Source organism: Azospirillum sp. TSH20, from assembly GCF_003115935.1.
Classification (GTDB): Bacteria; Pseudomonadota; Alphaproteobacteria; order Azospirillales; family Azospirillaceae; genus Azospirillum.
The window spans coordinates 86,303-101,298 of the sequence record NZ_LGQU01000064.1 but is presented as its reverse complement, the minus strand read 5'-3'; the positions used below and the strand labels follow the sequence as shown (position 1 = coordinate 101,298).

Here is a 14,996-nt window from a genome sequence, read left to right as displayed (position 1 = left end):
CCCCGCCGCTTACGAGGAGTGAAGAGGATGATGCAAATCCTCAAGCTCCTGATCCTCGTGCTGGAAATCGTCAAGCGGTTGCTTGACCTCTTCCGGTAAGGATCGGGCCGGCGGGCAGGGGATTGCAGCCTCTGCCCGCCAAGCCTGATATTGCCTCATCCCGATCCATAGTCAACCGCCGGTATAAGAACCCTCAGGCAGCCAGCCCGCCACCCAGCTCGATCCGCACCTCCACCACGCCGGGCTCGTCCAGGTTCTCCTTGCGGACGAATCCCAGGGCGCGGCACATGTTCAGCATGTTGGTGTTCTCGCGCAGAACCTCGCCATAGACTTCCCGGATGCCGCGCGAGCGGGCGTAATCGAGGATCTTGTTCATCAGGATATAGCCCAGCCCCTGGCCCTTCATGTCGGACCGCACCATCACCGCATATTCGGCGCGGCGGTTGTCGGGGTCGGCGGTGATGCGCACCACGCCGTACATGATGGTCTCGCCGGTCTGCGGGTCGGGACCGACGGCGATCAGCCCCATCTCGCGGTCATAGTCGATCTGGGTCAGCCGGGCCGCCGCCTGGTGCGACAGCCGTTTCAGCGGCGCGAAGAAGCGCAGGCGCAGGTCTTCGGCCGTCTGGTTCTCCACCAGATGATGCACCAGCGGCTCATCCTCCGGCAGGATCGGGCGGACGAAGAACTGGCGGCCGTCCTTGATGGTGATGCGGTCTTCCAGCGACTTCGGGTATGGCCGGATCGCCAGCCGCGCCGCCCCCGCCAACACGGGCACGCCGACCTTGATGCGGGCGTCCAGCGCCAGCACGCCGTCGGCGTCGGCCAGCAGCGGGTTGATGTCCATCTCCGCGATCTCGGGGAAATCGACCACCAGCTGGCTGACCTTGTTCAGCGTCAGCGCCACCGCGTCCAGATCGACCGCCGCGCGCGAGCGATAGCCCTGCAACTGGCGGTGGATACGGGTGCGGCTCATCTGCTCGGCCGCCAGCTTCATGTTCAGCGGCGGCAGGGCCAGCGCGTAATCCTCCACCACCTCCACGCCGATGCCGCCCTCGCCGAACAGCAGGACCGGGCCGAACATCTCGTTCTCGGTCATGCCGACGATCAGCTCATAGGCGTCGGGGCGGACGGCCATCTCCTGCACGGTAAAGCCTTCGATCCGCGCCTCGGGCGCCAGCTCGGCGACGCGGCCCAGCATCGCCTCGGCCTCGGCCTTGACGTCCTCCGGGCTGGTCAGGCCCAGCGCGACGCCGCCGACGTCGGACTTGTGGGTGATGTCGTGCGACAGGATCTTCAGCGCGATCGGCCCGCCGATGACGCGGGCGGCATTGGCCGCCTCCTCCGGCGTCTCGGCGACGCGGGTGTCGACCACCGGGATGCCGTAGGCCGCCAGCACGCGCTTGGCCTCGAACTCGCTCAGCCACTCGCGCTTCTCGGCCATGACGCGGGAGACCACCTTCTTTACGGTGATCTCGTCTGGCTGGAAATCCTCCGCAACCGACGGCGGGGTCTCCATCAGAAGCTGCTGGCTGCGGCGGTAGCGCACCAGATGCATGAAGGCGCGCACCGCGTCGGACGGGCCGTTGTAGGTCGGGATGCGGGCATCGGCGAACAGCTTGCGCGCCTCCATCGCCGACTGGTCGCCGATCCAGCTGGTCAGCACCGGGTGGCGGCGCCCCTTGTTGGCCTGCACCGTCTCCGCCACCGCCTGGGCGATGGCCTCGCTGTCGGTCAGGGCGGACGGGCAGTGCAGGACCAGAACCGCGTCGTTGCCGGTGTCCTGCATCAGCGCGTTCAGCGCCTCGGCATAGCGTTTGGGCGTGGCGTCGGCACCGATGCGCAGCGGGTTGCGGAAGGGCGCGCCGGCCGGCTGCGGACCCAGTGCCTTGGCCAGCGCCTCCTGCGTCTCCGGAGCCAGCGCGGCGAGCTGGCCGCCGGCCTGGATCAGCTTGTCGGTGGCCATCACGCCCATGCCGCCGCCATTGGTCAGGATCGCCAGCCGGTCGCCGGTGATCGGCACCCCGGTGCCCAGCGTGCCGGCGGCGTCGAACAGCTCGGCCAGATCGTTCACCCGCAGCACGCCGGCCCGGCGGAACACCGCGTCATAGACGGCGTCCGACACCGCCAGCGCCCCGGTGTGCGACGCCGCGGCCTCCTGCGCCTCGTCGGAGCGGCCGGCCTTGATGACGATCACCGGCTTCTGGCGCGAGGCGGAGCGGGCGGCCGACATGAATTTCCGGGCGTGGGTGATGCTCTCGATATAGAGCAGGATGGCGCGCACCGTGACGTCGGAGGCCAGATAGTCCAGCAGATCGCCGAAATCCACGTCGCCGCGGTCGCCCAGCGACACCAGATGCGAGAAGCCGATGCCGCGCGACGTCGCCCAGTCGGCGACCGAGGTCAGCACCATGGAACTCTGCGCCACCAGCGCCACGTCGCCCTTGCGCGGCGCCACCGGCGCGAAGCTGGCGTTCATGCCGCGGCCCGGTACCATGGCGCCCAGGCTGTTCGGTCCCAGCACCCTCATCAGATAGGGCTTCGCCGTTTCCAGCATCGCCTGCGTCTGTTCGGCCGACATGCCGTTGGTCATGACGATGGCGGCCTTGGTCCCGCGCTTGCCCAGCGCATCGATGGTCGCCGCCACCGTGTCGGGGGCGGTGCAGATGACGCCCAGGTCCGGCGTGATCGGCAGGCTGTCCACCGTCTTGTAGGTCAGCACCCCTTCCACCGCGCGCTCGGTCGCGTTGACCGGCATCACCGGGCCGTCGAATCCGGCCTGGAACAGGTTGCGGGCCACCACGGCCCCCACCGTTCCGGGCTTGCGGCTGGCGCCGATCAGGGCGATCGAGGCGGGCTTGAACAGCTTGTCGAGGTTGCGAACGGTCATGACCGGATCCGGTGCTGGGAAAAGGCGCCGGCCCCAGTCTGCCACGGGATGCCGACGATTTTGATGACGAACAGCGCAAGCTCGGACTTTCATCCCCGCCATTTGCTGCGGCGCAACATTACGGGCTGGTATGACCATTGAGCAAGGGGGCGTTTCGTCGCGCCCGTTGAAAACAAGCAGAGGACCGAAAACAAGGGGGAGTTGTCGCCTTGCGCCTTGCGGTGGGGCACCGACCGCCGCCAAGCTGTCCGCCGGACCAGTCGTCAACCTGCGCAAAGGAGCCTGTTCATGAAGGTCGGAATCGTCGGGGCCGGGTTCGTCGGCAGCACCGCCGCCTTCGCCATGGTGACCACCGGTGCGGCGAGCGAGGTCGTGCTGGTCGACATGAACGAGGCGCTGGCCCAGGCCCAGGCGCAGGACATCGCCCATGCCGTGCCCTTCACCCATGCCGTCACCGTCCGCGCAGGCTCCTATGCCGCGCTGGAGGGGGCGGGGGTGGTCGTGCTGTCGGCCGGCGTCGCCCAGAAGCCGGGCGAAACCCGGCTGGAACTGCTGGAACGCAACGCCAAGGTATTCGGCGCCATCATTCCGGAGGTGCTGAAGGCGGCACCCGACGCCGTTCTGCTGGTCGCCAGCAACCCGGTCGACGTGATGACGCAGATCGCCACGCGGATCAGCGGCCTGCCGCGCAACCGGGTCATCGGCTCCGGCACCGTGCTGGACACCGCGCGCTTCCGCGCCCTGCTGGCCGAACAGCTGGCGGTGACGCCGCGCTCCGTCCACGCCCATGTGGTGGGCGAGCATGGCGACTCGGAGGTTCTGCTGTGGTCGAGCGCCACCGTCGCCGGCTTGTCCGTCGAGCAGGCGGCCGCCCAGCTCCGCCGCAGCCTGACGGCGGAGGATCGCGCCGCCATCGACGAGGGGGTGCGCCGCGCCGCCTACCGCATCATCAACGGCAAGGGCCACACCGCCTTCGGCATCGGCGGCGGGCTGGCCCGGCTGGTGTCGGCCATCGGTGCCGACGAACGGCTGGTGGCGACCTGCGCCATGCTGACCGACGATGTCTGCGGGGTGCCGCAGATGGTGTTGTCACTACCGCGGGTCATCGGCGCCGGCGGCGTGGTGGACACCGTCCTGCCCAACCTGTCGACAGAGGAGGAAGCCGCCCTTCGCCGCAGCGCCGAAATCCTGAAGGAGGCGGCGGACGGCGTCGAACGTCGGATGGGCTGGACCAGTTGATGCTACGTCCTGTGATCCGCTGACACGTGATCCCTCAGACCCGCCGCCAACCCGTCAAAGACGGCGCGGCAGCGCGGGGTGGAGCGCAGATCCTCGTGCATGGCGACCCACATGCCCATCGGCATGTCGAAGGCGTCCGCCAGCACCCGCCGCAGGTCGGGGTTCCGGCGTGCCAGCGGGACCTGGCAGATGCCGATGCCGAACCCGGCCTCGACGGCTGACAGCTGAGCCAGATGGCTGTCGGACCGAAGAGCGAAGCGGGGCAGAGCGATGGCCGGCATCCGCCGCATCATGGCGCGGATGTCGGGCGTCTCGCGGTCGAAGCCGATCAGGCTGTGGTGGCCGAGATCCTCCAACTGCCGTGGAATGCCGTGGCGGTCGAGGTAGTCGCGGTGGGCGTACATGCCGAGCGCGATGCTGCCGATCCGCCGCACCAGCAGCGCCTGCTGGTCCGGCTCCACCATGCGGACGGCAACATCGGCATCACGCCGCAACAGGTCATCGACCGAGTTGGACAGCACCAGTTCAACCTCCAGCGCCGGATGGCGGGTCCGCAGGCCGGCAAGGATCGCCGGCAGGATGCGGGCGCCCACCACCTCGCTGGCCGTGACCCGCACGGTGCCGCGCACATCGGCTCCCAGCCCGGCCCCAAAACCCGACGCCGTGCGCCACAGGCTGGCCGCCGCCCTGTCCAGCGCCTCCGCCTGCGGCTTCAGGGACAGGGCCGCGTCGGTCGGGTCCAAACCGCGCGGCGAGCGCACGAACAGGGAGCCGCCGACCGCCTCCTCCAGCGCCGCGATGTGGCGGGCCAGCGTCGGTTGTGTCAACCCCAGGGCGCGCGCCGCCGCCGAAAGCGATCCTTCACGGATCACGGCCAGAAAACTGCGGTAGAGGTCCCAGCTGGGTGGCGGCAGGTTCATCGATTTCAGTATAGCGGATAGCCGCAGTTCGACAATTCCGTTCATCCTTTTCCCGGCCCATTCTCCTCCCATCACGGACCGCAAAAGCGATGGAGGCAGCGATGGTACGGCAGGCGACCGGCACGGACAGGATCGCCCTGGTTCTGGGGGCGACCGGTGGCATCGGCGGCGAAATGGCGCGGGCGCTGGCGGCGCGCGGCTGGAGGGTGCGCGGCCTGCGTCGCAAGCCGGCGGAGTCGCCGCGGTCGGAGGGTATCGACTGGATCGTCGGCGATGCGATGAACGCCGCCAATGTGCTGGCTGCGGCCGAGGGGGCGGCGCTGATCGTCCATGCGGTGAACCCGCCCGGCTACCGGGATTGGGACCGGTTGGTTCTACCCATGCTGGACAACAGCATTGCCGCGGCCTGTGCCAACCGCGCCCGCGTCCTGCTGCCCGGCACCGTCTACAACTATGGCCCCGACGTCTTCCCGCTGATCCCGGAAACGGCGGCGCAGAACCCGCTTACCCGCAAAGGCGCCATCCGGGTGGAGATGGAACGCCGCCTGCACCGCGCGGTGGGGCAGGGGGCGAAGCTGCTGATTCTGCGCTGCGGCGACTTCTTCGGCCCGCGTCCCGGCGGCAGTTGGTTCAGCCAGGGTCTGCTGACGCCCGGCAAGCCGCCGACCCGGATCACCCAGCCCGGCCGGCCGGGGATCGGCCATCAATGGGCTTATCTGCCCGACGTGGCGGAAACGGCGATGCGTCTGCTCGACCGTGAGGCGGACCTGGGTGATGACGCGATGTTCCATATGGATGGCCATTGGGACGCCGACGGCGATCAAATGGCCGCTGCCATCGCCCGCGCTCTTGGCGAACCCGACCTGCCGGTGCGGCGAATACCCTGGTGGCTGCTGCGGCTGGGCGGTCTGGCGGTGCCGCTGCTCCGCGAGATCAGCGAGATGCGCTATCTGTGGCAACAGCCGGTGCGGCTCGACAACCGCCGCCTGCGGGCCTTCCTGGGCGAAGAGCCGCACACGCCGCTGGACCTTGCGGTGCGCCGGACGCTTGTTGGATTGGGGCATCTCCCCGCGCAGCCGGCGGATGTGCCGGAGGCGGGGAGATGCATGCCCGACCGTGTGGCCCTAAGCCGACAGGGCTGAGGCCGCACGGTTCAAACCACTACCCTCAGACCACCGGACCCGGGGTGCCCTTGTTGGCTTCCAGGGCGCGGGCCAGGCCTTCCTCGATCTTCTTGGCGGCCTCTTCGGCGTTGCCCCAGCCGCGGACCTTCACCCACTTGTTCTTCTCGAGATCCTTATAGTGCTCGAAGAAGTGGGCGATCTGCTCGGTCACGATGGCCGGCAGGTCGGTGTAGTTCTTCACGTCGGTGTAGAACGGGTGCAGCTTGTCGACCGGAACGGCCAGCAGCTTCTCGTCCTCGCCGGCCTCGTCCTCCATGTACAGGACGCCGATCGGACGCGAGCGCAGGACCGCACCCGGGACGACGCCGTGCTGGCCGACGACGCAGACGTCCACCGGATCGCCGTCACCCGACAGGGTGTGCGGGATGAAGCCGTAGTTGCAGGGATAGAACATCGCGGTGTGCAGGAAACGGTCGACGAACACCGCGCCCGAGTCCTTGTCGACTTCGTACTTCACCGGCTGGCCGCCGATCGGAATCTCGATGACGACGTTCACGTCCCAGGGCACGTTCTTGCCCGCGGCGAGCTTGCTCAGATCCATGTATCGCGTTCCTTCGACTGGCGTATTCAGGGCACGTTCTTGTTTTGGCGCCGATGCCCGGTCCGGCGCCACGCGGGGCGGGAGTTTAGGCGGAACGCACCCTGAGTCCAAGGAACTTGCGCTGGCTCTTGCGCAGGTGCGGCAAAGCGGCAACCCTGACGGCCATGGCCCGCCCGATCCTTCTTCTCCTCGCCCTTCTGGCCCTGCTGGCGCCCGTGTCCGCAAGGGCTGAAGCGCCCCATCACGGCATCGCCATGCATGGCGACTTGGCATTGCCACCGGACTTCACCGCCTTTCCTTACGTCAACGCGGCGGCGCCCAAGGGCGGCACCATCCGGCAGGCGGTGACCGGCAGCTTCGACAGCCTGCATCCGCACATCGTCAAGGGGGTGCCGGCGCTGGGGATGGGCTATGTCTTCGAAACGCTGCTGACGCGGTCGTGGGACGAGCCCTTTTCACTCTACGGCCTGCTGGCCGACCGGGTGGAGGTGGCGGACGACCGCTCCGCCGTCACCTTCCACATCAACCCCAAGGCGCGCTGGCAGGACGGCACGCCGGTGACCGCCGCCGACGTGCTGTTCTCGCTGGAGGCGCAGAGGCAGCACGGCACCCCCAACCGCCGCCTGTTCTACGCCAAGGTCACGGCGGCCGAGGCGCCGGATCCGCAAACGGTCCGCTTCGCCTTCGCCGCCAACCCCGACGGCACCATCGACCGCGAGATGCCGCTGCTGATGGGGTTGATGCCGATCCATTCCAAGGCCTTCTGGGCGGGCCGCGACTTCAGCCGCACGACGCTGGAGCCGATCCTGGGCAGCGGTCCCTACCGCGTCGCCTCGGTCGATCCCGGCCGCCGCATCGTCTACGAGCGGGTGCGCGACTATTGGGGCCGCGACCTGCCGGTCCGTGTCGGCCAGTTCAACGCCGACCGGCTGGAGTTCGACTATTACCGCGACGATTCCGTGGCGCTGGAAGCCTTCAAGGCAGGGCAGGGCGACGTTCGTTACGAAAGCGATCCGGCCAAATGGGCCACCGGCTACGACGGCCCGGCCCTGCGCGACGGTCGCATCATCCGCGAGGAATTGCCGAACCACCGGCCCGAACCGGCGCGCGGCCTGATCTTCAACACCCGCCGGCCGATTTTCGCCGATGTCCGGGTGCGCCGGGCGCTGGGGATGGCGACCGATTTCGATTGGATCGGCCGCAACCTGTTCCACGGCCTGCTGACCCGCACCGCCAGCTACTATCCCAACTCCGAACTCGCCGCCCGCGGCCTGCCGGAGGGTGAGGAGTTGCAGGCGCTTGAGCCCTTCCGCGACCGCCTGCCGCCGGACCTCTTCACCAAGCCCTTCGCCCTGCCCGGAACCGGCGGCGGCCCCGCCGGCCTGCGGGCCAACAGGCGCGAGGGGCTGCGGCTGCTGGAGCAAGCCGGCTGGCGGGTGCGAGACGGAAGGCTGACCGATGCGGCGGGCAATCGTTTCGCCTTCGAAATCCTCCTGTCCGATCCGGCGGAGGAACGGGTGGCGCTGGAGTTCGCCCGTTCGCTGGAACCGCTGGGGATCGAGGCGCGCGTCCGCACGGTGGACAGCGCCCAGTTCCAGGCCCGGCTGGACGGTTTCGATTTCGATATGACCATGCGCTGGTGGGCGTCCAGCCTGTCGCCGGGCAACGAGCAGCTCTATTATTACGGATCCGATGCGGCCGGGCAGGAGGGTAGCCGCAACCTCGCCGGCATCCACGACCCGGCGGTCGATGCGCTGGCCCGTTCCATCGCCGCCGCCACCACGCGGGAGGCGCTGGTCGGCCGGGTGCGGGCACTCGACCGGGTTCTTCTGTGGGGGCATTACATGGTTCCGCTGTTCCACAGCCCGGTGGACCGCATCGCCCGCTGGTCGACCCTGCACCGTCCCGCCGTCACCCCGCTTTATGGTCCGATGCTGGAAAGCTGGTGGGTGGAATAGCGTGGCGGCTTCGCTTGCGCTCTCCCTCGCCGCACCGCATCATCGCGGCAAAGAGAACGTCGATAACGACGAGACGGGGGAGTTTGCCAACCATGTCGACCGCCAAGCAGCGTTTCACCCTGGTAGCATCAGCAGCGCTGGCGCTGGCCGCCACATCCCTGACGGCAACGGCCCAGCCGCGCACCGACCTCGTCGTCGGCATGGCGCTGGAGCCGCCGCATCTGGACCCGACCGCCGGCGCGGCCGGCGCCATCAAGGAAGTCACCTACGCCAACCTGTTCGAACCGCTGCTGCGCGTCGATGCCGACGGCAAGCTGGTCCCCGGTCTGGCGGAACGCTGGACCGTGTCGGACGACGGGCTGACCTACCGCTTCACCCTGCGCCCGAACGCCAAGTTCCATGACGGCACCACCGCCGATTCCGCCGACGTGAAGTTCACGCTGGACCGCGCCCGCGCCGCCGACTCCGTCAACGCGCAGAAGGCCTATTTCGCCCCGATCGCGTCGGTCGAAACGCCGGATCCGCAGACGGTGGTCGTCACCCTGTCGCGTCCCGACGGCCTGTTCCTGTTCCACATGGCGAGCGGCGACGCCGCCATCGTCGCCCCGGAATCGGCGGCGACCAACAAGCAGAAGCCGGTCGGCACCGGTCCCTTCAAGTTCGACCGCTGGGTCGCCGGCGACCGCGTCGTGCTGGTCCGCAACCCCGATTATGACGGCATGAAGCCGACGCTCGACCGGGTGACCTTCCGCTTCATCAGCGACCCCGCCGCCCAGGTCGCGGCGCTGAAGGCCGGAGACATCGACGCCTTCACCCTGTTCAGCACCTACGAGGCGCTGCCGGAGTTCCGCAACGACCCGAAATTCTCGGTGATGGTCGGCTCGACGGAAGGCGAGACCATCCTGTCGACCAACAACGCCCGCAAGCCCTTCGACGATGTCCGCGTCCGCCGCGCCATGGCCTATGCCATCGACCGCAAGACGCTGATCGACGGCGTGCTCTACGGCAACGGCGTCGCCATCGGCAGCCATTTCCCGCCGCACCGCGAGGGCTATGTCGACCTGACCGGCATGTACCCCTACGACCCGGCCAAGGCGAAGGCCCTGTTGGCCGAAGCGGGATTTCCCAACGGCTTCGACACCACCCTGCGCCTGCCGCCGCCGCCCTATGCGCGGCGCGGCGGCGAACTGGTCGCCGCCATGCTGGCCGAGGTCGGCATCCGCGCGAAGATCGAGCCGGTGGAATGGGCGGCGTGGCTGGAAAAGACGTTCAAGGGCAAGGATTACGACCTGACCATGATCGCCCATACCGAGCCGCTGGACATCGACATCTACGCCCGGCCCGACTACTACTTCAATTACAAGAGCGAGCGCTTCAACGCCCTGAACGACGAGCTGAACCGCACCCAGGAGCCCGCCAAGCGCAACGCGCTCTACGGCGAGGAGCAGAAAGTTTTGGCGGAGGATGCGGTCAACGGCTTCCTGTTCATGCTGCCGTCGGTGACGGTGCAGAAGGCCGGCCTGACCGGCATGTGGGTGAACCGCCCGGTCCAGGCCAACGACGTCACCGGCGTTTCCTGGAAATAAAACCAAGCAAGTAAGGATAGACCCGCGTGCTTGCGTTCCTGCTGCGACGGCTGGTCAGCCTGATCGTCACCGTCTGGCTGGCCAGCATCGTGGTCTTCGCGGTGCTGCAACTGGTTCCGGGCGACCCGGCCCTGCTGATGCTGGGTGTCAACGCGCAGCCCGACACGCTGGCGGCCCTGCGCAGCCAGATGGGTCTCGATCAGCCGATCCTTACCCGCTACCTGCAGTGGGCCGGCGCGCTTGCCCGCGGCGATCTCGGCGTCAGCCTGACCTACGCCCGCCCGGTGGCAGAACTGGTGGCGGAACGGCTGGCGGTGACCCTGCCGCTGGCCCTGCTGTCGCTGGTCATCAGCACCGCTCTCGCCTTGCCGCTCGGCCTGCTGGCGGCGGCGCGGCGGGGCAGGGGCGGGGATTGGGCTGTGCTGGGCTTCTCGCAGCTCGGCGTGTCGATGCCCAGCTTCTGGATCGCCATCCTGCTGATTCTGCTGTTCTCCCTGACCCTGCACTGGTTCCCGGCCGGAGGATTCCCTGGTTGGACTGGGCCCGGCTGGGGCGGCGGCATCGGCCCGGCCCTGCATGCGCTGCTGCTCCCGGCCCTGGCGCTGGCGTTGCCGGAGGCCGCCATCCTCGCCCGCGTCACCCGCACCGCCGTGCTCGACACGCTGGCCGAGGACCACATCCGCACCGCCCGCGCCAAGGGAGTCAGCCGCACCGCGGTCCTGCTGCGCCATGCCCTGCCGAATGCGCTGATCCCGGTGGCGACGGTGCTGGGGCTGCAGATCTCCTTCCTGGTGGCGGGGGCGGTGGTGGTGGAGAATGTCTTCACCCTGCCGGGGCTGGGCCGGCTGCTCTATCAGGCCATCGGCCAACGCGACCTGATCGTGGTGCAGGGGGTGGTGGTGCTGCTGGCGCTGTTCGTCGTGGTGGTGAACGCCCTGGTCGACATCGCCTGCGCGCTCGCCGATCCGCGTCCGAAAGGGGTGTCGTCGTGAGACGGCGCCTTCCGCTTTCCCTTCATCTCGGCGCCGTGCTGACCCTGCTGCTGGTCGTCATGGCGCTGCTGTCGCTGCTGTGGACTCCCTACCCGGCGGAGCAGGTGCGGGTGATCGCCCGGCTGAAGCCGCCCAGCGCCGCCCATTGGCTCGGCACCGACCATTTCGGGCGCGACGTGCTGTCGATGATCATGGTCGGCGCCCGCAATTCGCTGGCCGTCGGGGCGGCGGCGGTCGGGCTCGGCTTGCTGGGCGGGGTGCCGCTGGGGCTGCTGGCCGCCGGGCTGGGCCGCTGGGGCGACGAGGTGGTGGCGCGGCTGGGCGATCTGGTCTTCGCCTTTCCGGCCGTGCTGACGGCGATCCTGCTGACTGCGGTGCTGGGCGCCGGAGCGGTCAACGTCGTGCTGGCCCTGGCGCTGTTCAATGCCGCGGTGCTGGCCCGCGTCACCCGCGGCGCGGCGCTGGCGGTGTGGCGGCGGCCCTTCGTCGGGGCGGCGCTGGCGCTGGGGCGTGGTCCTGCGTCGGCGACGCTGGTGCATGTGCTGCCGAACATCGCCGGCATCGTCGTGGTCCAGGCCACCGTACTGTTCGCCGTCGCCATCGTCAACGAGGCGGCGCTGAGCTATCTCGGCCTCGGCATCCAGCCGCCAAGCCCCAGCTGGGGCCGGATGCTGGGCGACGCCCAGACCTACCTGTTCACCGCGCCGCTGCAGGCGGTGTTTCCGGGTGTGGCGATTGCGCTGAGCGTGATGGGGCTGACGATGCTGGGCGATGGCCTGCGGGATTGGCTCGACCCGCGGCACCGGTCGTCTGGGGTGATGTAGTCGGCTAACGGTGAGGTTAGACCCCCACCTAACCTCCCCCGCTCTCAGCGGACCTTCGGTCCGCCGAGAGCGGGGGAGGGTTGGGGTGGGGGTTCTAACGCCGCAAGGAACAGCCGCCGCCCCGCTCACCCTACCGACCGCGTCCGCTCCGACAGTTCGATCAGGTCCATCAGCTCATTGCTCTTCCAATAGCGCGATTTGCCGACTTCGGTGCGCGCGGTGGCGACGAGGTCGTCGATGATCGCCTGCTCCTCCGCGCCCAGTTCGCCGCCGCGCTCCAGCCGGTGCGACAGCAGGCGGGTCATGTTGTGGCTGAAAGTGGGGATCCAGGCGCTGACGCGCTGGCCGAACACACCGGCGATGCCGTCGATGCGCAGGAGATGCTCCATCCGCTCGTCCAGCGGATCGGTCTCCTCGAACTTCATCGCCTTCTCGACATTGGCGCGCAGCTCTTCCAGCAGGCTTTCGCGCCACTTCACCAGATCGTAGGTCTCAAAACCGAAATCGCGCGACATCGCCTGCCAGCGCCACAGCAGCCGGTCGAGCCAGACGATGTCGGCATGGTCGATCACCGGCTGGCGCCGGGCGGCTGCCGCCTGGGCGGAGCGTTCCATCGCCACCGCGGCGACACGCGACCCGATGATCTTCGCCGCCTGGGTCCAGGCGTTGCGGAAGGCCGGCTCGCTGCGGCGGTCCTCCATCAGCCCGGCCGAGGTGGCGGCGTGGACCAGCTGGTCCAGACGCTGCACCAGCGCTTCCAGCCGCGCCTTCTCCTTGGCGCTGGGCCGGATGGCGGAACCGGGCACCCGGTCGTTCAGCTTCAGGATGACGGTCAGCGCCGCGGTCAGCGCGCGGGTGACTCCGATGAAATGGCCGGTCAGCGCCGCGGTCATGGCGTCGCCGCGGCCGGGATCGACGCCGCTCTGCCGGATATACAGCGCCGCCACCGGATAGTTGCGCTTCACCGTCAGCACCGACAGCGGAAGCAAATTCGCCAGATCATCGCCGCAGCGGTCGCGCAGCTGGTCCGTCGCGTCCAGCAGCCGGTCGGCCAGCCGGTTCGCCTCCGCCTCGCCGCCGCAATTGGCGGGAAACTCCTCCAGCCGCTCGGCGACCGGCTTGCCCGCCCCCTCGGCATGGGTCAGCACCAGATGCATCAGCCGCAGCGTGTTGACATCGATGGTCGGCGTCTTTTCCAGGAAACCCGACATCAGCCGGGTGCGGCGCGGCCGGTTGCGCGACATGCCGGCCAGCAGCTCCTCCGTGGCTTTCTTGTTGGCCAGCACGGCATCCAGATGCTTCACCGCGGCGACGCGCATCCGCTCCTTCATCACCATGGCGACCGGGGAGCGCAGGATGCGGTCGATCACCTCGCCGCGCGCCATCTCGTCCAGCGTTTCCTGCGCCTCCACCGCCAGCAGCGGAAAGGCGTCGCGGCTCAGCGCCTCCCACAGGGCGCCGACATCGACGCGCTGCAGCATGCCGGGGACGGCGACGCCGCCGTGATAGAGCACGTCGTCGTCGATCAGGAAGGCTTCGAACAGGTTGGTGAACAGGCGCCGGGCGCGGTTGGTGCGCTGGCGGTTCAGATACTCGATGACATATTGGCGGACGAGCTGGACACGGTCGGTCGGCTCGCTGTCCATGCCCTCGATCTCGCTCAGCAGGCTGTAGACGAGGCTGGCCGGCAGCCGCGCCACCAGGGCGTCGATCTTGTGCCGCAGCTCGTCCTGGTGCAGCTCTTCCGGGCGTATTTCGTCGGTCATGCGCGGGCCGCCACGCGATGTTGGGAAGCGATGGCGGGCGCAGAGGCGCCGCCGCGCGTCATTTAGGACGCAAACCGTAAATTTTTATGTAATGAACCGGAGAAGACGCAGGCTTGGGCGCGGCCCCCGCCGGCAGCGGACGGCCACGCCGAAACCCGTGGGCGCTCAGCCGTTGCGCAGCTTGGCGATCGGCTGCGAAAACTGCAGCTCGATGTCCCAGGGGAAGTGGATCCAGGTGTCCTGGCTGACTTCGGTGATGAAGGTGTCGACCAGCGGCCGGCCGGCCGGCTTGGCGTAGACGGTGGCGAAATGTGCCTTGGGCAGCATCTTGCGCACGACTTCCGCCGTCTTGCCGGTGTCCACCAGATCGTCGATGATCAGCCAGCCCTCGCCGTCGCCGGCGTTGGCGCCCTCGACACCCTTCAGCACCGTCGCGTTGCGCTGCTGCTGGTGGTCGTAGCTTGAGACGCAGACGGTGTCGATCATGCGGATCTCAAGCTCGCGCGCGATGATCGCCGCAGGAACCATGCCGCCGCGCGTGATCGCGATGATGCCCTTCCACGGGCCGCGGTCGATCAGGCGCCAGGCCAGCGCCTTGGCATTGCGGTGGAGCTCTTCCCAGGACACCGGGAAATGCTTGTTGAAGGGGGCTTCGGCCACGGGACTGACTCTCCAAAAACAGCAAGCGGACTGTATAACCCAGCCGCCGCCGCCGGGCAATCGGGGGCTATTTGTATGCTCATGCCCCGCTGCCGCAGGGCTGCCGAAATTTCGTGAAAAAAGCGCTTGCGGGGCAGGGGGGCTTTGAGTATGTTGCGCGCCTCGACGCCGACGGCCTGCCGCCGACGCCGGGATGGATGGACGGTAACACTGCCGACCGTCGCAGAATACACAGCGCGCCCGTAGCTCAGCTGGATAGAGCATCAGACTACGAATCTGAGGGTCAGGAGTTCGAATCTCTTCGGGCGCGCCATTCTGCTTCGAATACAGGTCCTGAAAATTCGATGATTTGACAGCAGGCGGCCCTTCGGCCGCTTTTTGCGTTTTCAGGCTTGGCCGCTCTGGCGCCACTGCCAACTTTCACCGGGCCATCTTG

General features: G+C 68.4%; 11 protein-coding genes and 1 tRNA gene. 7 read left to right on the top strand and 5 right to left on the bottom strand.

The genetic code is table 11. The annotated features are described in order from the left end of the window. Positions 1-193: 193 nt before the first annotated feature. Positions 194-2,890: a bifunctional acetate--CoA ligase family protein/GNAT family N-acetyltransferase gene (locus TSH20_RS18335; RefSeq protein ID WP_109076052.1), complete on the bottom strand. Its 2,697-nt coding sequence runs from the start codon at positions 2,888-2,890 to the stop codon at positions 194-196. A 288-nt stretch (positions 2,891-3,178) separates the two neighbouring features. Between TSH20_RS18335 and TSH20_RS18330 the strand changes: the two genes are divergently transcribed. Continuing rightward, the gene (locus TSH20_RS18330) at positions 3,179-4,129 is read left to right on the top strand and encodes an L-lactate dehydrogenase (RefSeq protein ID WP_109076051.1); all 951 of its coding nucleotides are present in this window, start codon (positions 3,179-3,181) and stop codon (positions 4,127-4,129) included. A 2-nt stretch (positions 4,130-4,131) separates the two neighbouring features. Here the strand turns inward: TSH20_RS18330 and TSH20_RS18325 are convergent, their stop codons facing one another. Continuing rightward, entirely contained in the window at positions 4,132-5,094 is a 963-nt protein-coding gene (locus TSH20_RS18325; protein ID WP_247871708.1) for a LysR family transcriptional regulator, read from the bottom strand. A gap of 56 nt (positions 5,095-5,150) precedes the next feature. Between TSH20_RS18325 and TSH20_RS18320 the strand changes: the two genes are divergently transcribed. Continuing rightward, entirely contained in the window at positions 5,151-6,191 is a 1,041-nt protein-coding gene (locus TSH20_RS18320; protein ID WP_109076061.1) for an NAD(P)H-binding protein, read from the top strand. A gap of 25 nt (positions 6,192-6,216) precedes the next feature. Here TSH20_RS18320 and ppa read toward each other — a convergent pair whose 3' ends face one another. Then, positions 6,217-6,774 (bottom strand): inorganic diphosphatase, encoded by a 558-nt coding sequence (gene ppa / locus TSH20_RS18315; RefSeq protein ID WP_109076049.1) that lies wholly within the window; start codon positions 6,772-6,774, stop codon positions 6,217-6,219. A 164-nt stretch (positions 6,775-6,938) separates the two neighbouring features. On the opposite strand from ppa, the gene TSH20_RS18310 reads away from it, so the two are divergent. The 4 genes from TSH20_RS18310 to TSH20_RS18295 all read left to right on the top strand — a co-directional run bounded on the left by TSH20_RS18310 (position 6,939) and on the right by TSH20_RS18295 (position 12,134). Next, positions 6,939-8,732 (top strand): extracellular solute-binding protein, encoded by a 1,794-nt coding sequence (locus TSH20_RS18310; protein WP_109076048.1) that lies wholly within the window; start codon positions 6,939-6,941, stop codon positions 8,730-8,732. Between the two features lie 92 nt (positions 8,733-8,824). Beyond that, a complete protein-coding gene (locus TSH20_RS18305; protein WP_109076047.1) occupies positions 8,825-10,318 on the top strand; it encodes an ABC transporter substrate-binding protein in 1,494 nt (497 codons plus the stop codon). A 26-nt stretch (positions 10,319-10,344) separates the two neighbouring features. Beyond that, positions 10,345-11,310 (top strand): ABC transporter permease, encoded by a 966-nt coding sequence (locus tag TSH20_RS18300; protein ID WP_109076046.1) that lies wholly within the window; start codon positions 10,345-10,347, stop codon positions 11,308-11,310. Then, entirely contained in the window at positions 11,307-12,134 is an 828-nt protein-coding gene (locus TSH20_RS18295) for an ABC transporter permease (RefSeq protein WP_109076045.1), read from the top strand. The genes TSH20_RS18300 and TSH20_RS18295 overlap by 4 nt, the downstream gene beginning before the upstream one ends. Before the next feature lie 125 nt (positions 12,135-12,259). On the opposite strand, the gene TSH20_RS18290 is transcribed toward TSH20_RS18295, so the two are convergent. Together TSH20_RS18290 and gpt are read right to left on the bottom strand one after the other, a co-directional pair. Further along, entirely contained in the window at positions 12,260-13,900 is a 1,641-nt protein-coding gene (locus TSH20_RS18290; protein WP_109076044.1) for a hypothetical protein, read from the bottom strand. A 165-nt stretch (positions 13,901-14,065) separates the two neighbouring features. Further along, the gene (gene gpt / locus TSH20_RS18285) at positions 14,066-14,560 is read right to left on the bottom strand and encodes a xanthine phosphoribosyltransferase (RefSeq protein WP_158282014.1); all 495 of its coding nucleotides are present in this window, start codon (positions 14,558-14,560) and stop codon (positions 14,066-14,068) included. A 236-nt stretch (positions 14,561-14,796) separates the two neighbouring features. On the opposite strand from gpt, the gene TSH20_RS18280 reads away from it, so the two are divergent. Next, a tRNA-Arg gene (locus TSH20_RS18280) sits at positions 14,797-14,873 on the top strand. Positions 14,874-14,996: the final 123 nt, after the last annotated feature.